Below are 23,936 nucleotides of genomic sequence, written 5' to 3'. Positions count from 1 at the left end.
TTCTGAATCATCCCCTGAAACAGCTTGAAATATCTCCCTCCGCCGGCCTGGGCAAATGGCCTTTACACAGAATGCAAATCTTTCGCATTATGTCGCAGCATTTTCTGGCGTTCGCCACCGTTCACACCTCTTCTCGATGCAGGATTCCGTCATGATTCGTATGCCCCTGGCAACCGCAAGTCTGCTGGCTGTCGCCATTGCTCTGGCCGGTTGTGATCAAGGCAAGGACAAGCCCGCCGCCGCAGCGCCCGCCCCTGCACCGGCCGCAACCGCCTCGCCGGCTCCAGCGCCGACCTCCGCCGCCGCGCCTGCCCAGCCCAACGAAACGGCCACCCGGGCAGTGGTCGCCAACTACGCCAATATGGTATTCGCCGTTTTCAGCGACGCCGAATCCACTGCCAAAAAGCTCAGCACGGCAGTCGATGCTTTCCTCGCCACACCCAATGACCAGACCCTGAAAGCAGCGCGAGACGCCTGGGTTGCGGCGCGGGTGCCGTACATGCAGAGCGAAGTGTTCCGCTTCGGCAACACCATCATCGACGACTGGGAAGGTCAGGTGAACGCATGGCCGCTGGACGAAGGTCTGATCGACTACGTCGCCAAGGATTACCAGCACGCGTTGGGCAATCCGGGCGCCACTGCCAACATCATCGCCAACAAGTCAGTGCAAGTGGGCGAGGACAAAGTCGACGTCACAGAAATCACCCCTGAAAAACTCGCCAGCCTGAACGAGCTCGGCGGTGCGGAAGCCAACGTGGCGACCGGTTACCACGCCATCGAATTCCTGCTCTGGGGCCAGGACCTGCACGGCACCGGCCCGGGCGCCGGCGAGCGTCCGGCCAGCGACTACATCGAAGGCCAGGGCGGCACCGGCGGCCACAATGATCGCCGCCGCGCCTACCTGAAAGCCGCTACCGACCTGTTGGTCAGCGACCTCGAAGAAATGGTCAACAACTGGAAACCGGGCGTCGCCGACAACTACCGCGCCACGCTGGAAGCTGAGTCGGCCGAGAGCGGGCTGCGCAAAATGCTGTTCGGCATGGGCAGCCTGTCGCTCGGTGAACTGGCGGGCGAGCGCATGAAAGTCGCGTTGGAGGCCAATTCCAGCGAAGACGAGCACGATTGCTTCAGCGACAACACCCACAACTCGCATTTCTATAACGGCCTGGGCATCCGCAACGTTTACCTGGGTGAATACACCCGCGTCGACGGCAGCAAAGTGAGCGGCGCGAGCCTGTCCTCGCTGGTCGCCACCGCCGACGCCGCCACCGACCAGACCGTGCGCGCTGATCTCGATGCGACCCAGGCGAAGCTGCAGGTCATCGTCGACCACGCCAACAAGGGCGAGCATTTCGACCAGCTCATCGCGGCGGGCAACACAGCGGGCAACCAGGTCGTGCGCGACGCCATCGCCGCGCTGGTCAAGCAGACCGGCGCGATCGAGCAAGCCGCTGGCAAGCTGGGCATCACTGACCTGAACCCGGACAACGCCGACCACGAGTTCTGATCCACTTCACGTCCACTTCAAACCGGTGAGGCCGCGCCCTCCCGACTGAAGTCGGTCCCGCTGCAAACAAATGCCGACCCGTCCACGGGCCGGCATTTTTTTCGTCAATCGACGCCTGAAAGCCCCAGCAAAACGGCGTTGTTTGGGGACCGGTCTGTAAGCGTTGTAGGGCATTTCCTGTTCGCTCCTTGTCGGATTGAACACGCCTCCCCCGCCGCCGATCATGCGCACTTCCTTGACCCCACCCTATCCAGGAGGAGACAGAAGTGCCCAAGAGAAACAATAAAAGGCGCCGCGTCAGTAAGCTCAAAGCCAACGATTACGGTATTCACCTGCTGGTCGGCGTCAAGGGCCCGCGTGCCTGGAAGGTGACGATCTACCGCGACGGCAGAACCTTCAACCGACTGTTTTCCTTCTCCCGCTACGGCGGCCGAGATCCGGCACGCCAAGCCGCCGACGCGTGCCGTGACCAGCTGCTGCTGGCCCACCTGCCCAAGCTCAGCCGCGACATCCGTCAACGCATCATCGCCACCAACACCAGCGGTTATCCGGGGGTGCATTACCGCTGTTACACCGGCATCGCCTATTGGGTGGCGCGGACCACGCTGCGCAACGGCAGCAGTGTCACCAAGTCATTCAGGGTCGAACATTACGGCTACGAGAGGGCCAAGGAGCTGGCGATCCGCGAACGCGAACGGCAGCTCGACGGCATTGGTGATTACCGGTCATTCAAGGTGGTCGAGGGCGAGCGGCGTCTCATGCAACTGCTGGTGGAAAACCCGGCGCTGGAGATCGCCGGCGCGTGAGTTTTGCGGGCACGTCACCCGCGGATGATTTGGTAACAACACGTTACGAGAGGGCTTGCAAACGCTAATCCCTCTTATTCATCAAACTCGGGGCTGGTAAGCTTGCTCGCCCCGATTTCCCCCCTTTGCAGGACCTGTATGACTGCGTGGTTCCGTCCTTCGTTTCTCCTGCTGATGGCGCTTGCCATGAGTGGGTGCGATGACGCCCCGCGTTTCACCGCCGCTGAACCGGGCGAGTCGCGCTCGGGCGGCGCCACCACCGTTAACAAAAGCGACCGCAATGCGTTTTCCATGCCTTCAGCCAACCTGTCGCCCGTCCGGCGGCTGGACTTCAGCGTCGGCAACAGCTTTTTCCGCAACCCCTGGGTGATTGCCCCGTCGACTACCACTGCCCGCGACGGCCTGGGTCCGTTGTTCAACACCAACGCCTGCCAGAACTGCCACATCAAGGACGGCCGCGGCCACCCGCCCGAGCCCGGCGCCGACAACGCCGTGTCAATGCTGGTGCGGCTGTCGATTCCCGACGATCCGGCGTTCACCGAACACATCAAGCAGTTGGGCCTGACGCCCGAACCTATGTACGGCAAGCAACTCCAGGACATGGCCATCCCCGGCGTCACGCCTGAGGGCAAGGTGCGGGTCGATTACGATTCGATGACCGTGCATTTTCGCGACGGCACCCCGGTGCACCTGCGCCGCCCTACCCTGCAGATCACCCAAACCGGTTACGGCCCGATGCACCCGCAGACGCGAGCTTCCGCGCGCATTGCCCCGCCGATGATCGGCCTCGGGCTTCTGGAAGCCATTCCGCAGGCGGCGATTCTGGCCAACGCCAACCCCAACGATGAGCAAGGCAACGGCATCACCGGCACACCCAACTGGGTCTGGGACGATGCGCAGCAGAAAACCGTCCTCGGCCGTTTCGGCTGGAAAGCCTCACAGCCGAGTATCAAGCAGCAGAATGCCCACGCGCTGGCGGGTGACATGGGCCTTACGTCCACCTTGATGCCGGTCGACGACTGCACGCCGTCGCAGACCGCGTGCCTCGCCGCGCCCAACGGCAACGGCCCGAACGGCGAGCCGGAAGTCAGCGACAACATCCTGCGGCTGATCACCTTCTACACCCGCACCCTTGGCGTCCCGGCGCGCCGCGACGTGGCCGACCCGCAGGTGCTGGCGGGCAAGAGCCTGTTCTTCAAGGCCGGCTGCCAGCAATGCCACACGCCTGAATTCACCACTTCCGCCGACGCCGCCGAGCCCGAACTGGCGAATCAGGTCATCCGCCCCTACACCGATCTGTTGCTGCATGACATGGGCGAAGGCCTGGCCGACAATCTCAGCGAATTTCAGGCCAGCGGCCAGCAGTGGCGCACCCCGCCGCTGTGGGGCATTGGCCTGACGCAGACCGTCAGTGGCCACACCCAGTTTCTGCACGACGGACGTGCCCGCGACCTGATGGAAGCCGTGCTCTGGCATGGCGGCGAGGCGCTGCCGGCGCAACGTCAGGTGCTCGCCTTTGACGCGGAGCAACGCGCGGCGCTGCTGGCGTTCTTGAATTCTCTCTAACGTATTTCTGAAGATAAGGAGTCGGGCATGTTCCGCCCCAAGTTGTTGCTCACCAGCCTCGCCGCTTTGGCACTGGGCGCGTGCGCGCCGTCGGACCCGCAAGCCGTGACGTCTGCCGCCATCGCCAGTCAGGTCATCCTGCCGACCTACAGCCGTTGGGTCGATGCCGACCGGCAACTGGCGATCAGTGCGCTGTCCTACTGCCAGGGTAAATCCGACCTGGACACCGCCCGCGCCGACTTCCTGCACGCGCAAAAAGCCTGGGCCGAGCTGCAACCGCTGCTCATCGGGCCGCTCGCCGAAGGCAATCGCGCCTGGCAGATTCAGTTCTGGCCGGACAAGAAAAACCTCGTCGGCCGTCAGGTGGAGCAACTGGTCACCGCACAGCCGCAGATCAGTGCTGACGCCCTGGCGAAACCCAGCGTCGTGGTTCAGGGCCTGTCGGCCTATGAATACATCCTGTTCGACGCCGACATCGACATGGCCAACGCCGAGCAGAAAGCCCGCTACTGCCCGCTGCTGGTCGCCATTGGTGAGCGTCAGAAGGCGTTGGCAGAAGACATCCTCAACAGCTGGAACAGCAACGACGGCATGCTCGCTCAGCTGAGCAAGTTTCCCAACCAGCGCTACGCCGATTCCCACGAGGCCATTGCCGAGTTGCTGCGCGTGCAAGTGACCGCACTGGACTCATTGAAGAAAAAGCTCGGCACGCCGCTGGGCCGTGGCACCAAGGGGGTGCCGCAGCCGTTTCAGGCGGAAGCCTGGCGCAGCAAGGCTTCGCTCAGCAGCTTGCAGGCGAGTCTGGCCAGTGCCCAGACGGTCTGGGCCGGTGTTAATAACAAAGGTTTACGCGGGCTGTTGCCGAAAGAGCAGAAGCCTTTGGCCGACAAGATCGACGCCGCCTACGCTGAGAGCAATCGCCAACTGGCCGCGCTGAAACCTCCCCTCGGGGATCTGCTGGCCACCGAAGAAGGCCGCCAGCAGCTCAACGCTTTCTACGACAGCCTCAACGTGGTCCATCGCCTGCACGAAGGCGAACTGGCCAAGGCGCTGGGCATTCAACTGGGCTTCAACGCCAATGATGGTGACTGATATGTTGCGACGTCAGGCTCTGGGTCTGGGCAGCCTGCTGCTCAGCGCCGTCACGTTTGGCGGCTGGACACTCTTCGCGAAAAAAGGCGAAAGCCCGCTGCTGCTGTCCGCCCGAGACGACGGCAACGGCCAGCACTTCGCGGTGGGTTATCGCGTCGACGGCACGCAGGTGTTTGCCACCGCCGTCGCCCAGCGCTGTCACGACATCATCAATCACCCGAACCTGCCGATCGCGCTGTTCGTCGCGCGCCGGCCGGGGACCGAAAGCTACCTGATCGACCTGCGGGACGGTCGCTTGCTACAGACCATCACCTCGCAACCCCACCGACACTTCTACGGCCACGCGGTCATTCACAAGGACGGCGAATGGCTGTACGCCACCGAGAACGACACGACGGAGCCGGGCCGCGGACTGTTGGGCGTGTATCGATTTGTGGATGAGCGGCTGCAACGCACCGGTGAAATTGCCACCCACGGCGTCGGGCCCCATCAGGTTTCATGGATGCCGGACGGCGAAACCCTTGCAGTCGCCAACGGCGGCATTCGCACCGAGGCCGAGAGCCGCGTCGAAATGAACCTCGACGCCATGGAACCCAGTCTGGTGCTGATGCAGCGCGACGGCACGCTGCTGAGCAAAGAGACGCTGTCGCAACAGATGAACAGCGTGCGGCATATGGCGATCGCCAGCGACGGCACCATTGTCGCGGGGCAGCAGTTCATGGGGCCTTCCCACGAATCCGCCGAGCTGCTCGCCATCAAGCGGCCGGGCCAGCCGTTTCAAGCGTTCCCGGTGGCCGAGCAACAACTGCAGGCGATGGCGCATTACACCGCCAGCGTCGCCATTCACAACGACCTGCGGCTGGTGGCACTGACCGCGCCGAGGGGCAACCGCTTCTTCATCTGGGACCTGGACAGCGGCTCGCTGAAGCTGGATGCGCCGCTGCCCGACTGCGCCGGGGTGGGCGCGGTGGCGGACGGCTTCGTCGTGACCTCCGGCCAAGGACGCTGCCGTTTTTATGATTGCCGCGAGACGGTGCTGGTCGCCAAGCCCCTGGAGCTGCCGGCGGGGTTGTGGGACAACCATCTGCATCTGGTTTGATGGTGGATCTACGGCTGCCGCGCGGGCCTCTTCCCTGGCAAGCCCGCTCATCGAAACATGACAACGCCGCAGATGTATCTGCCGACAGGTGAACTGTGGGAGCGAGCTTGCTCGCGAAGACGATGGAACATCCGCTAAATCTTCAGAGCCTGAAATACCGTCTTCGCGAGCAAGCTCACTCCTACAGGGACCGTGCTTGCTGATCTCAAAATCCATCACCGCCACTGGCAACTAAACCCCGACACGACTAACGTGCTCGCCTGATTCATCGGTTTTCCAAGGAAGTGGAATATGTTGCGTCGCCGCATGTTGATCATGTTGGGCATTGTCCTGATCGTGGTGTTGGCCCTGGGCGGGTACAAGGCGTTTTCGGTCTATCAGCAGATCCAGCAATTCACGGCGCCGAAGCCGCCGATCAATGTGGCGGTGGCGGTTGTTGCGGAGCGCCCGTGGCAGAATCGTCTGCCGGCCATCGGCACACTCAAGGCATTCCAGGGCGTGGACCTGTCGCTGGAAATCGCGGGCACGGTCAAGGCCGTGCAGTTCGAGTCCGGCCAGAAGGTCAAGGTCGGCCAGCCGCTGTTACAGCTCGACAGCGATGTGGAAAAGGCCCTGCTCGGCACTGCCGAAGCGGACCTCGGTCTGGCGCAGGTCGAGTACGGACGCGGCAGTAAACTGGTGGGCGAATCCGCCATTTCCCGGGGCGACTTCGACAAGCTCGCCGCCACGCAGAAGAAAGCCGCTGCCACCGTCGCACAACTGAACGCCTCCCTGGCGAAGAAGCGCATTCTTGCCCCTTTTAGCGGCACCATCGGCATTCGTCAGGTGGACGTCGGCGATTACCTTGCCAGCGGCACGGTGATCGCCACGCTCCAGGACCTGACCAGCCTGTACGCCGACTTTTTCGTGCCGGAGCAGGTGCTGCCGAAACTGGCCCTCGGCCAACAGGTGCAGGTGAGCGTCGCGGCCTACCAGGACCGCGTATTCACCGCGCGCATCAGCGCCATCAACCCCAAGGTCGAAGACACCACCCGCAATGTGCTGATTCGCGCCACCCTGCCCAACCCCGACAGCCAACTGCTGCCCGGCATGTTCACCAGCCTGCAAGTGCTGCTCGGGCAGGACACGCCGCAACTGGTGTTGCCGGAAAGCACGATCACTTACACGCTGTACGGAAACTCGGTGTACGTCGTCGTGCCGAAAAAGACCGCCGACGGCCAGCCGGAACACAACAGCAAGGGCGAGCCTCAGCTCATGGTCGAGCGGCGCTTCGTCGAGACCGGCGAGCGTCGCGGCGGGCTGGTCATCATCAGCAAAGGATTGAAACCCGGCGAGCAGGTGGTCACCGGCGGCCAGTTGAAACTCGATAACGGCGCTGCCGTCGCCATCGTGGCCGACCCGGCAACACCGTCTGACGCCACCCCGGCGGCGCAGAACAGCCAGCCCAAAGCTGACTGATCAAGGAATCGATCATGGCCTTTACAGACCCGTTCATCCGTCGCCCGGTGCTCGCCAGCGTGATCAGCCTGCTGATCGTGCTGCTGGGTTTTCAGGCGTTCAGCAAGCTGACCATCCGCCAGTACCCGCAGATGGAAAACGCGCTGATCACCGTGACCACGGCTTACCCCGGCGCCAACGCCGAAACCATTCAGGGCTACATCACTCAGCCGCTGCAGCAAAGTCTGGCGAGCGCCGAAGGCATCAACTACATGACCTCGGTCAGTCGGCAGAACTTCTCGGTCATTTCCATTTATGCGCGCATCGGCTCTAACAGCGACCGCCTCTACACCGAACTGCTGGCCAAGGCCAAAGAGGTCAAGAACAAGCTGCCCCAAGACGCCGAAGACCCGGTGCTGAGCAAGGAAGCCGCCGACGCCTCGGCGCTGATGTACATCAGCTTTTACAGCGCCGAGCTGAGCAACCCGCAGATCACCGATTACCTGTCCCGGGTCATTCAGCCGAAGCTGGCGACGCTGCCGGGCATGGCCGAAGCGGAGATCCTGGGCAATCAGGTGTTCGCCATGCGCCTGTGGCTCGATCCGGTCAAGCTCGCCGGTTTCGGCCTGACCGCCAGCGACGTCACCGAAGCCGTGCGCAAGTACAACTTCCTGTCCGCGGCGGGCGAGGTGAAAGGCGAGTACGTGGTCACCAGCGTCAACGCCAGCACCGACCTGAAATCCCCCGAGACCTTCGCGGCCATCCCGCTCAAGACCGTGGGCGACAGTCGCGTGCTGCTGGGCGATGTGGCGCGGGTGGAGATGGGCGCCGAGAACTACGACACGGTCAGCTCGTTCGACGGCACCCCGTCGGTGTACATCGGCATCAAGGGCACGCCCAGCTCGAATCCACTGGACGTGATCAAGGAAGTGCGGCGCATCCTGCCCGAATTGGAAGCCCAACTGCCGCCAAGCCTGAAAGCATCCATCGCCTACGATGCGACGCTGTTCATTCAGGCCTCGATCCATGAAGTGGTGAAAACCCTGATCGAAGCGGTGCTCATCGTCATCGTCGTGGTGTTCCTGTTCCTGGGTGCCTTGCGCTCGGTGCTGATCCCGGTGATCACCATCCCGCTGTCGATGATCGGCGTGCTGTTCTTCATGCAACTGATGGGCTATTCGATCAATTTGCTGACGCTGCTGGCGATGGTCCTGGCGATCGGTCTGGTGGTGGACGACGCCATCGTGGTGGTGGAGAACATTCACCGGCACATCGAGGAAGGCAAGACGCCCTTCGATGCGGCCATCGAGGGCGCTCGCGAGATCGCCATGCCGGTGGTGTCGATGACCATCACCCTGGCAGCGGTCTATGCACCCATCGGTTTTCTGGAGGGACTGACCGGTGCGCTGTTCAAGGAATTCGCCCTGACGCTGGCAGGCGCGGTGGTCATCTCCGGAATCGTCGCGTTGACCCTGTCGCCGATGATGTGCGCCGTGCTGCTGCGCCGGGACGAGAACCCCAGCGGCCTGGCGCACAAACTCGATCACGCCTTCGAAAGCTTGAAGGTCCGCTATCAGCGCGTCCTTCACGGCACGCTGAATACCCGGCCGGTGGTCATCGTGTTCGCGGTGCTGGTGCTGTGCCTGATTCCGGTGTTTCTCAAACTGAGCCAATCGCAACTGGCGCCGGACGAGGATCAAGGCATCATCTTCATGATGGCGACGGCGCCGCAGCCGACCAACCTCGATTACATGAATAAATACACCGACCAGTTCATCAGCATTTTCAAAGCGTTCCCGGAGTACTACTCCTCGTTCCAGATCAACGGTTTCAATGGCGTGCAGACCGGCGTCGGCGGGTTCCTGCTCAAGCCATGGGATGAGCGCAGCCGCACGCAGATGGAGCTGCTGCCGGAGGTGCAGGCCAAGCTCAACGGCATCACCGGGCTGCAGATTTTCGGCTTCAACCTGCCGTCGTTGCCCGGCACCGGTGAGGGCCTGCCGTTTCAGTTCGTGATTAACACACCGGGCGACTATGCCGCGCTGCTGGAGGTGACGGATCGCATCAAGAAACGCGCCGCCGAATCGGGCAAATTCGCGTTTCTGGACGTTGATCTGGCCTTCGACAAGCCGGAAGTGGTGGTCGATATCGACCGCGCCAAAGCCGCGCAGATGGGCGTGTCGATGCAGGACCTGGGTGGCAGTCTGGCGACGCTCCTCGGCGAGGCGGAGATCAACCGCTTCACCATCGACGGGCGCAGTTACAAGGTCATCGCGCAGGTTGAGCGGGCCTACCGCGACAACCCGGCCTGGCTGGCGAATTACTACGTCAAGAACACCGAAGGCAAGATGCTGCCGTTGTCGACGCTGATCACCGTCAGCGACCGGGCCAGACCCCGGCAGCTCAATCAGTTCCAGCAGCTCAACTCGGCGATCATCTCCGGCTTCCCGCTGGTGAGTCAGGCGGAGGCGATTGAGTTGGTGAGACAGATCGCCATCGAAGAGTCGCCGCCGGGTTTCGCCTACGATTACGCTGGCGCATCCCGCCAGTACGTACAGGAAGGCAATGCGCTGTGGGTGACGTTCGGCCTGGCCCTGGCGATCATTTTTCTGGTGCTGGCCGCACAGTTCGAGAGCTTCCGCGATCCGCTGGTGATTCTGGTGACGGTGCCGCTGTCGATCTGCGGCGCGCTGATTCCGCTGTTCCTCGGGGTCTCGTCGCTGAACATCTACACGCAGGTGGGGCTGGTCACGTTGATCGGGCTGATCAGCAAGCACGGCATTCTGATCGTCGAATTCGCCAACCAGCTCCGCCGCGACAAGGGCCTGACCGCGCGGGAAGCGGTCGAGGAAGCGGCGGCGATTCGCTTGCGGCCCGTACTGATGACCACGGCAGCGATGGTGTTCGGCATGGTGCCGCTGATCCTCGCCACCGGCGCGGGCGCGGTCAGCCGCTTTGACATTGGTCTGGTGATTGCCACCGGCATGTCGGTGGGGACGTTGTTCACGCTCTTTGTGCTGCCGTGCGTGTATACGCTGCTGGCGCGACGGGACGAGCCGCAGCCCGAAGGCAATGGCCATTCGAGTGCCACCATGGATGCTCGTAACTGATACACGAACCTGGCCCCACGCCCACAAAAAAGGCCCCGATCTTCGGGGCCTTTAGGTCAGTGCGGCAGAAAGGAATCAGCCTTGCGGTCCGCTTCCCTGGGCCAGGCCGAACATCAACAGAAGCAGATCGTGATCAGGCCGGGCCGTGTCGGACATCTTGGCCACCCGAGGCAGCGGGCAATGGCCTTCGCCATGCACTGCGCTCAAAATCTTCGGCCCGGGCTGATCCCAGGCGGCCAAAGCGATGGAAGTCACCCCCAACGCCCCGACCAAAAACAAACCTCGCGCCATTTCTAACTTCATCGTTGTAAACCTTTGATGGGCCTGCCAAACGCGGTCTCGTAAAAGTAGACCAGCTTGGTCCAGTCCGCTGGCTGAAACGACGAATGGCGACGCAGTTGTTTCATGTCGTGCTGGGCGGCGGCATAAGACGTCAGCCGCTGACGGCATTTCTCCAGATCCAGCAGCGCGACCTCTGCCTTGGCATTGGCGCCCTCGCCCACGACGCGAACGAAAACGTGCTTGATGTAAATGCAGCTGTGCTGCCAGCGACCCTTGTGCATACGGGCCAGGTTGCTGGCGATTTCCTGAAGCATCTGCTCGTACACCACTTCGCCGTGCTGCTCGCGGCCGCCGGCACGCAGCCAGTTTTCGAATTCGTCGAAGCCGTCCAGCGAGGCCGTGACCAGCAATGCACGCCACTCGTTGTTCTCATCGCGCTCGGCACCACAGAACACCATGCGCGGCACGTTGACGTCGAGCTGGCGAAGACCTTCGAGGGCATCGCGCTCGCGCAGCACGGTCGGACGGCCAAACGGGTGCAGCCAGCTGCGATAGATATGGCCGGTCTGGCGCTTCACATACAGCAGCCGACCGTTTTCCGAGACGACACGCTGCACGCCACTTTCACCGCCACGGCGCACGTTGGGCTCTTCAACCCACTCACCCCGTGTGTTCCAGAAATAGGCGAAGCGGTCCTTGGCGGGAACGGCTAACTCTGTTGCGAAATCCACGGCCATCCTGTTACCTCTTACGTAATAGATACACACGCCACATGGCGTACATCGGCAGGAAATCCAGGCGCTCCTGAATCCGAAACCCTGCCTGTTCAAATTCGGCCTCTACGGTGGCCACCGGCAGCACGAAGCGATTCTGATAATCATGTTTCGGTCGCGACCCTTCAGCGCGGCGCCGCTTCCAGGCCTTGAAATTGCCATCCACCCACAGCGACACGATCACGCTGTCCCGGCTCACCCGGTGAAACTCTTTCAGCAGCACGGCGCGGTCTTCAGCCTTGCCGATGTGATGCATCAAGCGCATGCAGAAGATGCTGTCGACGGCGTTGTCCGGCATCTCGATGGCAAACGCCGATGTCTGCAGCGGCTGCACGCGCTTGACGATTTCCGCGGGTTGCGACTCGCAGGCAATCTTGACCATGGAAGCCGAGTTGTCCGCCCCGATGATCACCCGGTTGGCTTTCTCGGCCAGCACCGGCCAGAAACGTCCTGCGCCGCAGGGTAAATCCAGCACCAGCCCCGGTTCGCCCGCCAGCGCCAATGCGCGGCGTGCGAGTTGTTTGTCACGGCGATCAGACAGGCGCCTGGCCAGTCCATCGTTGTGTTTGCGCAAATACCTTTTAGCGTGTTCGTCGTCGTATTTACGTGAAAAATCCAGCTCGATCCGCTTGCTCATGGCCGTTTCTCCCTTAAATGAGAGGGCCAAACTAAGCAGCGAAGCGTCACGCTCAGGTCAGATGAATGTGAAAAAAGCGTCCGAAAAAGTGAACAAATGTTACGAGATTATTCAGCGACTTAGGGCCAGCATACGGCCATATCCCGGTCTGTTTTAGCACCTTTACACAGGCTGTACATTTGTCGACGGCAACCGAGCGGAGTCTTTGCCAGGGCGCAAACCCATGTCCACGCTGAACCGGCAGCCATTTGGCTCCATGGTGTCCAGGCTGACGGACCACCCCTGGTTCTCGCAGATACGCTGCACCAATGACAGTCCCAGACCCAAACCTTCGCCGCGTTGCTCGGTACCGCGCACAAATGGCTGAAACATCGCCTCACGTTTTTCTTCCGGTATCCCCACGCCGGAATCCTCCACCATGAACCCGCCTTCTCGCAGGGTCAGGCGGATGAAGCCGGTGTCGGTGTAGTGCAACGCGTTGCGCAACAAGTTACCCATCACGGCATAGAGGAAGGTGGCGTTGTAAGCAGTATCGGAGGGCTCGCCGGGCAGGTATTCCAGGGTCAGGCCTTTGCGTTCGATCGGTTCGCGCCACAGGCTGATCAGTTGCTGGGCGGCGCCTTGCAGGGTCAGTTGCGGGTACAGGGCGAGGTCATCGCGCTGGGTGCGGGCCAGCATCAGGAAGGTCTGCACCAGATCGCGCATTTCTTCGCACGCCCGCGCCACGCGCTCAACCTGGGCACGGGCGCGCTGATCCAGCGCCGGGTTCTCCAGCAGCAGCTCACAGGAACTGGCCAGCACCATCAACGGCGTGCGCAGTTCGTGGCTGACGTCGCTGGTGAACATCCGCTCACGGGTCAGGGCATCGCGCAGGCGGCCCAGCGTGGCGTCGAAGGCCACCGCCAGCTCACCCACTTCGTCGGCGGCGTAATCGGGGGCGAGAGGCGGGGCGAGGCCGAGCAACTGATCGCGATGACGCACCTGCCGCGCCAGCCGCACAACCGGCGCCATCACCCGGCGCGCCAATATCCAGCCGAGGAAGATCGCCAGCGCCAGCGCCAGCACAAAGCCCACCAGCACGACGGCGAACAGCACGCGCTCACGCTCTTCGAAATCGCTTTGGTCCTGAAGCAGCACATAGTGACGGCCGTCTACGACCTCAACCATGGCGTGGTAGGACAACGGCCCGCGAAACACCTCATGAAAGCCCGGTTCCAGATGACGCAAATCCTTCGGCAGCTCGAAATCCCCCGGGCCGCCGCTGAAGTAAAACAGCTGATCCGGCTCGGGGCGATGGCTCCAGTCGTTGACGCTGTCCATCAGCAGCAGACGCGTCAGGTCGCCGCCCAGTCCAGCCGAAATCAGCTTCTCTTCGACCAGGTGCACCGTCGCGACGATGCCCATCGCGAAGCACCCGGCAACCAGCGCGCTCATCAAGGCGAACGCGATGATGATCCGTTGGGCGAGGCTCTGCTTAAACTCCATCACGCCCCTCGGCGAGGCGGTACCCGACACCGTGGACGGTCTGCAACAGCGGCTTGGCGAACGGCTTGTCGATGACCTGGCGCAATTGGTGAACATGGCTGCGCAGGCTGTCGCTGTCCGGGCAGTCATCGCCCCACAGGGCTTCTTCCAGGACTTCACGACGCAGGACGTGAGGGCTCTTCTGCATCAACACCGCCAGCAATTTCAGGCCCACCGGGTTGAGTTTGAGCAGACGCCCTTCGCGAGTCACTTCCAGGGTGTCCAGGTCGTAGATCAGATCGGCGACCTGCAGGGTACGCCTCCCGCCACCCTGCGCACGACGCAATACAGCCTCGATGCGCGCCGCCAGTTCCGACAGCGCGAACGGCTTGAGCAGGTAGTCGTCGGCGCCGGAGCGGAAACCCTGCAGGCGGTCGTCGAGCTGGTCGCGGGCGGTGAGCATGATCACCGGCGTGTCGCGGCGCGCGTCTTCACGCAGGCGCTTGCACAGGGTGTAACCGTCGATGCCGGGCAGCATGATGTCGAGCACGATCAGGTCGTAATGCTCGGTCGCCGCCAGGTGCAGACCGGACAGGCCGTCTTGGGCACAATCGACGGTGTAACCCTTTAAACCGAGGTAATCGGCGAGGTTTGCCAGGATGTCGCGGTTGTCTTCAACCAGCAGAATTCTCATGGCGCGTGTCTCCCTATGCGGTGTGGCGAGACCCGGGACACGGCGCGAGAGGCCGTTCAACAAGGTCAGAGTTGGCGGCAGCTTACGGCGATGCGCGCTCAAGGGCCAGCACCTCCGTGCATAACGTTTTTTTCACTCGCGGTTCACGGCGCCGCGACAGCGTTCTGCTCAGACTTCGCACCGCTCTGGCTCAATAAACCCCCGCTCCCCCTCGCCCATTACACGGGATTCGCCATGTCACACGCACTCGAACGGCCCGCCTCACGCCCGATCAACTTCTGGGTTTATCTGGGCATCCCGGCCGTGACCGCCATCGTTCTGATCTTGCTGGAACTGACTTCGCTGGACATGGACATCGCCAAGCTGGCCTACGACCCCGTAGCGGGCGAGTTCATCGGTCGGCACAGCTTCTTTCTCGAAGACGTCCTGCACGACCGCGCCAAACAAGCCGTCATCGCCATCGGCGTGTTGTCCTTCGTGAGCTTCATCGCCTCGTTCTTCGTCAACGTGCTGAAGCCGTGGAAACGCGAATTGGGCTGCATGGTGCTGTCGATGGCGTTATCCACCAGCTTTGTTACGCCGGTGAAAGTCGTGACATCGGTGCAATGCCCGTGGAGCCTGAAAGAATTCGGCGGCCAGGAAACCTACAGCGAACTCCTCAGCCCCCGCCCGCAAACCGACAAACCCGGCCGCTGCTGGCCCGGCGGTCACGCAGCCACCGGCTTCACACTGTTCGCCCTGTTCTTCGTCTTCCGCGACCGCAAACCCCGCTTGGCCAAAGCCGGCCTGATCTTCGCGGCGGGCCTGGGCACCGTCTTCTCCGTCGGACGAATGCTCCAGGGCGCGCACTTCTTCTCCCACAACATCTGGACAGCGGTGTTCTGCTGGCTGCTGTGTTTGGGGGCGTATTACTTTGTGCTGTACCGACCGGCCAAGAAGGAGGACGTGGTGGTGAATGGAGAAGCAGTATCAGGATGAGGCTAGACCGACGAAGTAGTTTCGGGATCATGGCTAGACCGGGGACAGATTGATTTACGGTGAAGCGCTGTAAATAAATCAGTCCCCTGCAACCTCCGCGAAAATCTTCTGTGCCTAGCCGGGAAGCCCTTGATCTGCATCTGCCTTTGATCTGCTTTTGATCTTCGTACACAAAAAGCCCAGACGACACAAAACGCGACTTGGGTGCAGGCTGAACGCAGGTCTCGCGGAGTGGGCCGAGCCGCATGGATGCGGCGAGAGCGCCGTCAGGGCATGGATGCCCGTTCGGCGCGGGCCCACGGAGCGAGACCGGAGTGAAGGAACCCCGACGCAGGAGGGGCCAAACCAGGAGCAGGGCCTTTTTGGTTACTTTTTCGGCTCTTGGAAAAAGTGACCCGCCGTAAGGGCGGAAAGGTGAATCAGCCACACCACAAATAATGGATATGCCCCCCACCAAGCCCCAAAAAAAGCCCATAAAAAAACCCCGCCGAAGCGGGGTTTTTTCTACATCGGGGTACGGCTGGCTTACATCATGCCGCCCATACCACCCATGCCGCCCATATCAGGCATACCGCCACCAGCAGCCTTCTCATCAGCCACATCAGCAATCATCGCCTCAGTGGTGATCATCAGACTGGCGATCGACGAAGCAGCCTGCAGAGCAGAACGCGTCACCTTGGCCGGATCGAGAATACCCATCTCGATCATGTCGCCGTACTCGCCGCTCGCAGCGTTGTAACCGTAGTTACCAGTACCCTGCTTGACCTTGTCGACCACAACGCTAGGCTCGTCGCCCGAGTTCGCAACGATCTGACGCAGAGGCGCTTCAACCGCACGACGCAGCAGTGCGATACCGACGTCCTGATCAGCGTTGTCGCCACGCAGTTCGGAAATCGCCTGCAGCGAACGAACCAGAGCAACACCACCGCCAGGCACCACGCCTTCTTCAACGGCTGCACGGGTTGCGTGCAGGGCGTCTTCAACGCGGGCTTTCTTCTCTTTCATTTCAACTTCGGAACCGGCACCGACCTTGATTACCGCAACGCCGCCCGACAGCTTGGCCAGACGCTCTTGCAGCTTCTCTTTGTCGTAGTCCGAAGACGTGTCGCCGATCTGCTGACGGATCTGCGCGATACGACCGTCGATGTCGGCACGAACGCCAGCACCGTCGATGATGGTGGTGTTTTCTTTGTTCAAGATAACGCGCTTGGCATTACCCAGGTGTTCCAGGGTAGCGGTTTCCAGGCTCAGGCCGATCTCTTCCGAGATAACGGTACCGCCAGTCAGAACAGCGATGTCCTGCAGCATGGCCTTGCGACGGTCGCCAAAGCCTGGGGCTTTGACCGCTGCAACTTTGACGATGCCACGCATGTTGTTCACGACCAGCGTCGCCAGCGCTTCGCCTTCAACGTCTTCAGCCACGATCAGCAGAGGACGGCCAGCTTTCGCAACGGCTTCCAGAACTGGCAGCATTTCGCGGATGTTGGAGATCTTCTTGTCAACCAGCAGCAACAGCGGGCTGTCCAGCTCGGCCACCATGGTGTCCGGCTTGTTGATGAAGTACGGGGACAGGTAGCCACGGTCAAACTGCATGCCTTCAACAACAGACAGCTCGTTTTCCAGACCCGAACCTTCTTCAACGGTGATAACGCCGTCTTTGGTCACTTTTTCCATGGCTTCGGCAATGATGTCGCCGATGGAATTGTCCGAGTTGGCCGAGATGGTACCAACCTGGGCGATTGCCTTGGTGTCGGTGCAAGGCTTGGACAGCTTCTTCAGCTCGGCAACAATGGCGATGGTCGCCTTGTCGATGCCGCGCTTCAGGTCCATCGGGTTCATGCCGGCAGCGACGGCTTTCAGGCCTTCGTTGACGATGGCCTGGGCCAGAACGGTAGCAGTGGTGGTACCGTCGCCAGCGTCATCGTTTGCACGGGAGGCAACGTCTTTGACCAGCTGCGCGCCCATGTTTTCGAAACGGTCTTTCAGCTCGATTTCTTTGGCTACGGACACACCGTCTTTGGTGATCAGCGGAGCGCCGAAGCTTTTTTCGATGATGACATTACGGCCTTTCGGGCCCAGGGTTGCTTTTACTGCGTCGGCCAGGACGTTGACACCAGCCAGCATTTTTTTACGGCCAGCATCGCCGAATTTAACTTCTTTAGCAGCCATGATCGTTATTCCTTAAATACTTTGTAGTAACGGGAAATGGGGTATCAACTCAGCCTTCGACGACCGCGAGAATTTCGTTCTCGCTCATCACCAGCAGGTCTTCGCCGTCTACTTTCACAGTGTTGCTGCCGGAGTAAGGGCCGAACACCACTTTGTCACCCACTTTCACGGCCAGCGCGCGTACTTCACCGTTGTCCAGGATGCGACCGTTGCCGACGGCGATGATTTCGCCACGGTTAGGTTTTTCAGCAGCCGAACCAGGCAGCACGATACCGCCAGCAGTTTTTGTTTCTTCTTCGCTGCGACGGATTACGACGCGGTCATGCAGAGGACGAAGCTTCATTGTCGATCTCCTAATTATGGTTTTTAAACGCCCGGTGCGGACACCGGCGGGTTAAAACATCCGGGCTTGCCGGTTACGGTTCGCGAGCGAACCGCAGAATACGGTCTGACGAAACGCGTCAGAAACCTTGCGGTGACCCATACATAAGGGCGAACAAGCCGATTTCAAGGCTGACCCGAGAAATTTTTTGCATGAATGGCGGTCGCGAAAACGAACACGGCACCCGCAGGTGCCGTGTCGTGGTGACGTTGAATCACTTTTTATCGAGGGGTTCGAACTCGCCTTCGATCACTTCACCCTCAATGACTTCAGGGCGACGAGCTTCAGGACGGGCAGCACCGGGGTGCATAGAGCCTGGCGAATTCGCCGCATGCATGTTCTCGGCAAACGCACGCTGGCGCGCGGCCTGAGCCTCGGCGCGGTTACGCACCTTGCCGACGATCATGCGACGGGTGAACGGCATGAGAAACAGCAGGCCCAGCACGTCGCTGATAAAACCCGGCAGCACCAGCAAACCGCCGCCGATGGTCATCATCAAACCGTCGAGCATCTGCTGGGCAGGGAGCTCGCCACGGGCCAGACTCTGCCGGGCACTCAACGCTGTGGCGACACCGGCGATCCGCACCACGAAAACACCGAGCATCGACCCGGCAACGACCAGCAGGAAGGTCGGCAGAAAGCCGATCGACATCCCGACTTTCACCAGCACGAACAGCTCGAGCACCGGAAAAAGCAATAAAAGCAGAAGAAAAACGCGCATCAAAGTGAGTTCCTAGACGGAAGAAGGCTTCCAGTAGACCTTACGTGACGTCGCAAAGTCGTTAATTCAAGCCTCGGCCTGTTCAAGTGTGGGCCATTTTTCAGCGTGAGCCAGGTGAACCAAGGCCTGGCGGACGTGTATCGGCGTATTACAGGGCTCCGGGAAAGCCAACCAGTGCAGACTTTGGCCCACGCGCAGGTGCATGCCCTCGCTGTCGATGCCCACCAGCGTGGCGGGCTCGGTCTGTGGCAAACCGGCCAGCTCGACGTAGTGGGCGATGGCCTTGGCGTGATCAGCATTCATGTGCTCGACCATGCTGATCTCCGTAGCCCCGGCGAAGGGATTGGCCAATGCCGCGTCGTCCAGCCAGTGGATCGCGCCAAACCCGCCGATAAACCGGTAGCGCACCGGCTTCAGCACCCAGAAATCAAAATCGTGAGCGCTGTGGTAACTCTCGGATTCAGGAAAATAACGGTAGTAACGCTGAGCGGCCGCTTCAATCTGCGCCTCGTCGCTGATCTTCTCGGCTTCGGCCATCAGCGTGACGCGCCCCACCGCTTGCACATCCTCGGCGCCGCGCTCGCCCACAAGCAAGGAACACTTGGCGTCGAGCTGCAGATTGTGGGTGTGCTGCGCGATGCGGCTGATGAGGATCAACGGACGGCCCTGGTCGTCCAGGCAATAAGGCACCACCGAGCCAAACGGGTAACCGGGCATCGACTTAGAATGGGTCGATAACACGCCGCGGTATTCCTTGAGCAGCAAGGTACGGGCTTGCCGGTTGGCACTGGCGCTCATGTGGGGCTCCTGAACAGTAAAACGAAGGCATCGAAGGACGCGAAGCAGCAGACGGCGACGCAGGCCCCACGATAATCGTTATCGCCGGAAGGTGCCAGATTGAGCGGGGGTGACGATTTCGCGGAGGATTCGCGTAAAAAGAAAACGCTTGAAAATGAAACAAGCCAACGTACGCAGATCAGGTCGTGATCTGCGCACGCTCAGGCATTGATAAGGCTGTTTTACCAGGAAACACCAAAACCGGCGGTGTAGCGGGTCTTGTCCAGGTCGCCGTTGTCGGAGCCGCTGATGATGTCTTTCTCGGCCTTGAGGTTGAGCGACGCCCATTCGGTGACTTTGTAGCGCAGGCCCACTTCTGTCTCGAGGCTGTAGTCAGCCACGCCGCTGATAGGCTTGCCGACTTCACCGTTGGTGAAGAACTCGACCTTCTTGCCGATCAGGTAACGGTTGTAGTCCCAGGTGCCGGACACGGAATAGAAGTTGTCCTTCTCGCCGTTGGAATATTCGAAATCGGTGCGGTTAAGCAGCGCGCCGATTTTGAATGCGCCCAGTTCGTCGTCCCAGAACTGGTAGCCCGGACCGGTACCCACGGTGCGCTGACGGGCCAGGTCTTCAATGGTGTCACGCTTGTAGGTGATACGACCGTCCCAGAACCACTTGTCCGTGAAGAACCGGTCGACCGAGTATTCGGCGTCCCAGTTATTGGTAGTGGTCAGGTTGTCCTGCGATTCGCGGTTGTACTCGCCCTTGGCGTTGTGGCGCCACTGGCCATGGGTCGCGGAGGTCTTGAAGGCGATGTTGTAATCGTCGGTGTCGTTCTCGGCGCGCTGGAAGTCCAGCGCAGCATCGACGTTGCCCTTCCAGACCAGATCGGTGACCACCGGCTTGGGCTTGATGATCTGCTGGATGCTCGCCAGTTCAACCGTCTTCGGCGCATCGCCATTGGCCAGCGTGACCTTGCCATCTTCGGCCGGCTGCAACGACTTGGACACTTCGCCAGTGGTGGCGTCCTGCTTTACCAAAAGGTGCTGGTCACTTTCCAGCGTCTTGATTTCCTTCCAGTCCAGCGGGACGTCGCCTGCATATTTGGTATTGATCAGCAGCTTGCCGCCGTCGAAGAACTTGATAGTCCCGGTCATCTTGTCGCCGTTTTTCAACCAGACGGTGTCGGCGAGCAATGGGGTAGAAGCAGTAGCAACAGCAACGCACAACAGGGTTCTGGACAACATAAGCAACGACAAGGCTCTGGTTCGCGGAGAATCGGGCATTATCCGGATAGATAACGGGTTGGCAATCGGCAGACCGCCGACACAGGTAACACTGACAGTAGGAAGTTTCCCTAGTTCCTTATCGAAAATTCCCGTTCATCCCTTTTACAGGAACGAATGCGTGATCGAACAATCATCGGCTCAAAACGACCCTGCCGGCCTCTCTCCCGCTGAGGCACGGCGCACGGCGTTATACCTCACACTGCATCAAGTGCCGGAAGGCAAGGTGGTCAGTTACGGTCAGTTGGCCGAGCTGGCCGGTTTGGGACGAGCGGCGCGTTTCGTTGGCAGAGCGTTGAGCCAGTTGCCGGACGGCAGCAGCCTGCCCTGGCATCGCGTGATTGGCGCCGGCGGGCGCATCAGCCTGGCCCCCGGAACCGTGTCGGGCGAGGAGCAACGGGCGCGCTTGCGGGCCGAGGGCGTGACCATCCGTAACAATCGTGTGGATATGCAGCGTCATGGCTGGCGCCCGACAGAGCACAACGGTTAGAGTGCGCGCTTTGTTTACGTAACCTGAGGCAGATTCCAGCCCATGCCCCGCAAAACCTGGCGCGCCGCGCTCGCCGCATATGCCAGCCCCTCTACGTTTGTGCTCCTGTTGCTCGGCTTTGCCGCGGGCATGCCCTACATGTTGGTGTTCTCAACGCTGTCTGTCTGGCTGCGCGAAGCCGGCGTTGCGCGTGAAACCATTGGCTACGCCAGCCTGATTGGCCTGGCCTATGCCTTTAAGTGGGTCTGGTCGCCGCTGCTCGATCAATGGAGCCTGCCGTTGCTGGGCCGGCTCGGCCGACGCCGCTCGTGGCTGGTGCTTTCGCAATCGCTGGTGACCCTGGGGCTGATCGGCATGGGGTTCTGTGACCCGCAGCAGCATCTGTCGTGGCTGATCGCGATTGCCGTGCTGGTCGCGTTCTCCTCCGCAACGCAAGACATCGCCATCGACGCCTACCGCCTGGAAATCGCCAGCGACAGCCAGCAAGCGACCCTCGCCGCCAGCTACATGGCCGGCTATCGCGTCGCCGCCCTCCTCGCCACTGCCGGCGCGTTGTACTTCGCCGAAGGCTTCGGTTCGACCGGCTTTGCCTACAAGCACTCGGCCTGGGCCGGCACCTACGTGCTGTTCGGCTTGCTTATGGTGCCTGCGCTGATCACCAGCCTGATCATGCGTGAACCGTCCGTGCCGATCCGCACCCAGCTCTCGGCCGTGCGCTACGGCTTTGCCCATCAACTGGCCTCGGTGTTCGTGCTGATCATTCTGCTGGTCTCGGTGCCGGCGATGTTCACCCAGCTGTACAACACCGATTTCGCCAGCGTGCTGTTTCAGGGCACCACCTGGAAAGACCTGCTGATGGAAGACCGCGCCTTTCTGCGCGCGATCCTCTACACGCTGCTGACCGTGGCCTGCCTGTCGTCCATGGGCCGCCGCGGTCTGGCGCCGGTGCTGACGCCGATCAACGATTTCATCCTGCGTTATCGCTGGCAGGCCTTTCTGCTGCTGGGGCTGATCGCCACCTATCGCATGTCCGACACGGTCATGGGCGTCATGGCGAACGTGTTCTACATCGACCAGGGGTTCACCAAGGATCAGATTGCCAGTGTCAGCAAGATCTTCGGGCTGGTGATGACGCTGGCCGGCGCGGCGTTTGGCGGTCTGGCGATCGTGCGCTTTGGCATTCTGCCGATCCTGTTCATCGGCGGCGTGACCTCGGCGGCGACCAACCTGCTGTTCCTGATGCTGGCCGACATGGGCCCGAACCTGAAGATGCTGATCGTGACGATCTCGCTGGACAACTTCAGCTCGGGCCTCGCGACGTCGGCGTTCGTGGCCTACCTGTCGAGCCTGACCAACCTCAAGTTCTCGGCCACTCAGTACGCGCTGCTCAGCTCGATCATGCTGCTGTTGCCGCGCCTGATCGGTGGCTACTCCGGGGTCATGGTGGAGAAGCTGGGGTACCACAACTTCTTCCTGGCGACCGCGCTGATGGGCGTGCCGACGTTGTTCATGATCGCCCTGCACTGGGCGCAGGAAGCACGGCGAGAAGCGCGGGAAGAAGCGGCCGAACCCGAAGAGCAAACCAAGCCTGCGGATTCGGTTCTGTAAAAAGATTCGCTGGCGAACCCTATCCTGTGGGACCGCGTTTATGCACGACAGCGCGACGTTTGAACGAGAGTGAGCGCGTACAAAGCAGCGAGGTCCATCGCCAGATAGCCTTTCCCACTCAACAAAAAGCCCCGCACTCTCACGAGTCGGGGCTTTTTGGTTTCTGCGATCGAGCGTTACGCCTTTGCGGGCTGCTCATCCTGCACCACACGAATCACCCGCTGCGGGAACGGGATATCGATGTTGGCCGCGCGCAGGCGGTCGCGGATTTCAGCGTTGAAGCGGTTCGACACGTCACCGAAGTCACCGGTCTTGGTCCACACACGCAGGGACACGGTAATCGAGCTGTCGCCCAATGCCGCGACCACCGCCTGTGGCGCCGGATCCTGCAAGATGCGCGGATCATCCGCCATGTCCATCAGCACTTGCAGCGCCTGCTTCAGGTCGGCGTCGTAATCGATGCCCACGTCGAAGGTGATCTTGCGCGTCGGCTGACGGTTGGTGTTGGTGATGATGCCGTTGGACAGGTTGCCGTTGGGCAGGATCACCGTCTTGTTGTCGCCGGTGCGCAGCACGGTGTGGAAGATCTGAATCCCGTCCACGGTGCCCGACACACCTTGCGCTTCGATCCAGTCGCCAATGCGGAACGGACGGAACAGCAGAATCAACACGCCGCCGGCAAAGTTCGCCAGGCTGCCCTGCAACGCCAGGCCGATGGCCAGACCCGCCGCACCGATCGCGGCCACGAATGAGGTGGTTTCAACCCCGATCATCGAGGCAACGCTGACAATCAGCAGAATCTTCAGAATGATGTTGGTGATGCTGCTGATGAAGCCCTGCAACGCCAGGTCGACGTGGCGCAGCGCCAACAGCGCGCCCACTCGGGACGTCAGTCTATTGATCAGCCACCAGCCGACCAGCAGGACGACCACTGCCAGCAGCACTTTGCTGCCGTATTGCATGACCATCGGGATCCAGGCCTGAGACGCTTTCACCAGATGGTCTACCTGGCCGTTTAAATCCAAGTCCATCTATTTCTCCTCGGGGTCGCGACA

At 61.2% G+C, this 23,936-nt stretch carries 21 protein-coding genes; 10 read left to right on the top strand and 11 right to left on the bottom strand.

Annotated features, from left to right (window positions below; genetic code table 11):
• The first annotated feature begins 151 nt into the window (after positions 1-151).
• The 7 genes from ACYASU_RS16660 (at position 152) to ACYASU_RS16630 (ending at position 10,617) form a co-directional block, all read left to right on the top strand.
• Entirely contained in the window at positions 152-1,507 is a 1,356-nt protein-coding gene (locus ACYASU_RS16660) for an imelysin family protein (RefSeq protein WP_463583411.1), read from the top strand.
• 266 nt (positions 1,508-1,773) lie between these two features.
• Entirely contained in the window at positions 1,774-2,313 is a 540-nt protein-coding gene (locus ACYASU_RS16655) for an AP2/ERF family transcription factor (RefSeq protein ID WP_065992198.1), read from the top strand.
• Between the two features lie 138 nt (positions 2,314-2,451).
• Positions 2,452-3,879, top strand: coding sequence for a di-heme oxidoreductase family protein (locus ACYASU_RS16650; RefSeq protein WP_463583410.1), 1,428 nt, complete (start codon positions 2,452-2,454; stop codon positions 3,877-3,879).
• Between the two features lie 27 nt (positions 3,880-3,906).
• Positions 3,907-4,971 (top strand): imelysin family protein, encoded by a 1,065-nt coding sequence (locus ACYASU_RS16645; protein WP_463583409.1) that lies wholly within the window; start codon positions 3,907-3,909, stop codon positions 4,969-4,971.
• A 1-nt stretch (position 4,972) separates the two neighbouring features.
• Entirely contained in the window at positions 4,973-6,070 is a 1,098-nt protein-coding gene (locus ACYASU_RS16640) for a DUF1513 domain-containing protein (protein WP_463583408.1), read from the top strand.
• A 291-nt stretch (positions 6,071-6,361) separates the two neighbouring features.
• Positions 6,362-7,528, top strand: coding sequence for an efflux RND transporter periplasmic adaptor subunit (locus ACYASU_RS16635; RefSeq protein ID WP_463583407.1), 1,167 nt, complete (start codon positions 6,362-6,364; stop codon positions 7,526-7,528).
• Positions 7,529-7,542: 14 nt separating this feature from the next.
• Complete coding sequence (locus ACYASU_RS16630) at positions 7,543-10,617, top strand: multidrug efflux RND transporter permease subunit (RefSeq protein ID WP_463583406.1); 3,075 nt, start codon at positions 7,543-7,545, stop codon at positions 10,615-10,617.
• Positions 10,618-10,692: 75 nt separating this feature from the next.
• On the opposite strand, the gene ACYASU_RS16625 is transcribed toward ACYASU_RS16630, so the two are convergent.
• From ACYASU_RS16625 to colR, 5 genes are all read right to left on the bottom strand, one after another.
• Entirely contained in the window at positions 10,693-10,920 is a 228-nt protein-coding gene (locus ACYASU_RS16625) for a hypothetical protein (RefSeq protein ID WP_108120736.1), read from the bottom strand.
• Positions 10,917-11,636, bottom strand: coding sequence for a lipopolysaccharide kinase InaA family protein (locus ACYASU_RS16620; RefSeq protein ID WP_265388496.1), 720 nt, complete (start codon positions 11,634-11,636; stop codon positions 10,917-10,919). Before ACYASU_RS16620 ends, ACYASU_RS16625 begins: the two co-directional genes overlap by 4 nt.
• Positions 11,637-11,640: 4 nt before the next feature.
• The gene (locus tag ACYASU_RS16615) at positions 11,641-12,309 is read right to left on the bottom strand and encodes a class I SAM-dependent methyltransferase (RefSeq protein WP_282373406.1); all 669 of its coding nucleotides are present in this window, start codon (positions 12,307-12,309) and stop codon (positions 11,641-11,643) included.
• A 162-nt stretch (positions 12,310-12,471) separates the two neighbouring features.
• Positions 12,472-13,794 (bottom strand): sensor histidine kinase, encoded by a 1,323-nt coding sequence (locus tag ACYASU_RS16610; RefSeq protein ID WP_423572345.1) that lies wholly within the window; start codon positions 13,792-13,794, stop codon positions 12,472-12,474.
• Positions 13,784-14,467 carry a two-component system response regulator ColR gene (gene colR / locus ACYASU_RS16605; protein ID WP_037014624.1) on the bottom strand — a complete coding sequence of 228 codons (684 nt, stop codon included), beginning with the start codon at positions 14,465-14,467 and terminating at the stop codon, positions 13,784-13,786. The genes ACYASU_RS16610 and colR overlap by 11 nt, the downstream gene beginning before the upstream one ends.
• A gap of 234 nt (positions 14,468-14,701) precedes the next feature.
• On the opposite strand from colR, the gene ACYASU_RS16600 reads away from it, so the two are divergent.
• Positions 14,702-15,445: a phosphatase PAP2 family protein gene (locus tag ACYASU_RS16600; RefSeq protein ID WP_463583405.1), complete on the top strand. Its 744-nt coding sequence runs from the start codon at positions 14,702-14,704 to the stop codon at positions 15,443-15,445.
• A 525-nt stretch (positions 15,446-15,970) separates the two neighbouring features.
• Here the strand turns inward: ACYASU_RS16600 and groL are convergent.
• From groL to ACYASU_RS16575, 5 genes are all read right to left on the bottom strand, one after another.
• A complete protein-coding gene (gene groL, locus ACYASU_RS16595; RefSeq protein WP_133772246.1) occupies positions 15,971-17,614 on the bottom strand; it encodes a chaperonin GroEL in 1,644 nt (547 codons plus the stop codon).
• A gap of 49 nt (positions 17,615-17,663) precedes the next feature.
• A complete protein-coding gene (locus ACYASU_RS16590; protein WP_065992178.1) occupies positions 17,664-17,957 on the bottom strand; it encodes a co-chaperone GroES in 294 nt (97 codons plus the stop codon).
• 253 nt (positions 17,958-18,210) lie between these two features.
• A complete protein-coding gene (locus ACYASU_RS16585; RefSeq protein WP_346630805.1) occupies positions 18,211-18,717 on the bottom strand; it encodes an FxsA family protein in 507 nt (168 codons plus the stop codon).
• Between the two features lie 66 nt (positions 18,718-18,783).
• Positions 18,784-19,515, bottom strand: a complete 732-nt coding sequence (locus ACYASU_RS16580; RefSeq protein ID WP_463583404.1) for a HugZ family pyridoxamine 5'-phosphate oxidase — start codon at positions 19,513-19,515, stop codon at positions 18,784-18,786.
• Positions 19,516-19,736: 221 nt separating this feature from the next.
• On the bottom strand, positions 19,737-20,744 hold the full coding sequence (locus ACYASU_RS16575; RefSeq protein ID WP_346627058.1) for a DUF481 domain-containing protein: 1,008 nt from the start codon (positions 20,742-20,744) through the stop codon (positions 19,737-19,739).
• Between the two features lie 160 nt (positions 20,745-20,904).
• Here ACYASU_RS16575 and ACYASU_RS16570 point away from each other — a divergent pair, with 160 nt between their 5' ends.
• Both ACYASU_RS16570 and ACYASU_RS16565 read left to right on the top strand, forming a co-directional pair.
• The gene (locus ACYASU_RS16570; protein ID WP_192171745.1) at positions 20,905-21,273 is read left to right on the top strand and encodes an MGMT family protein; all 369 of its coding nucleotides are present in this window, start codon (positions 20,905-20,907) and stop codon (positions 21,271-21,273) included.
• A 42-nt stretch (positions 21,274-21,315) separates the two neighbouring features.
• Positions 21,316-22,881, top strand: a complete 1,566-nt coding sequence (locus tag ACYASU_RS16565) for an AmpG family muropeptide MFS transporter (RefSeq protein ID WP_346627057.1) — start codon at positions 21,316-21,318, stop codon at positions 22,879-22,881.
• A 176-nt stretch (positions 22,882-23,057) separates the two neighbouring features.
• On the opposite strand, the gene ACYASU_RS16560 is transcribed toward ACYASU_RS16565, so the two are convergent.
• Positions 23,058-23,906, bottom strand: a complete 849-nt coding sequence (locus ACYASU_RS16560; protein ID WP_133772600.1) for a mechanosensitive ion channel family protein — start codon at positions 23,904-23,906, stop codon at positions 23,058-23,060.
• Between the last annotated feature and the right edge of the window lie 30 nt (positions 23,907-23,936).

It is taken from the genome of Pseudomonas sp. HP_12, from assembly GCF_055283955.1.
Note: the sequence above shows the minus strand (reverse complement) of the source record. Positions and strands in the feature narration are given on the sequence as shown.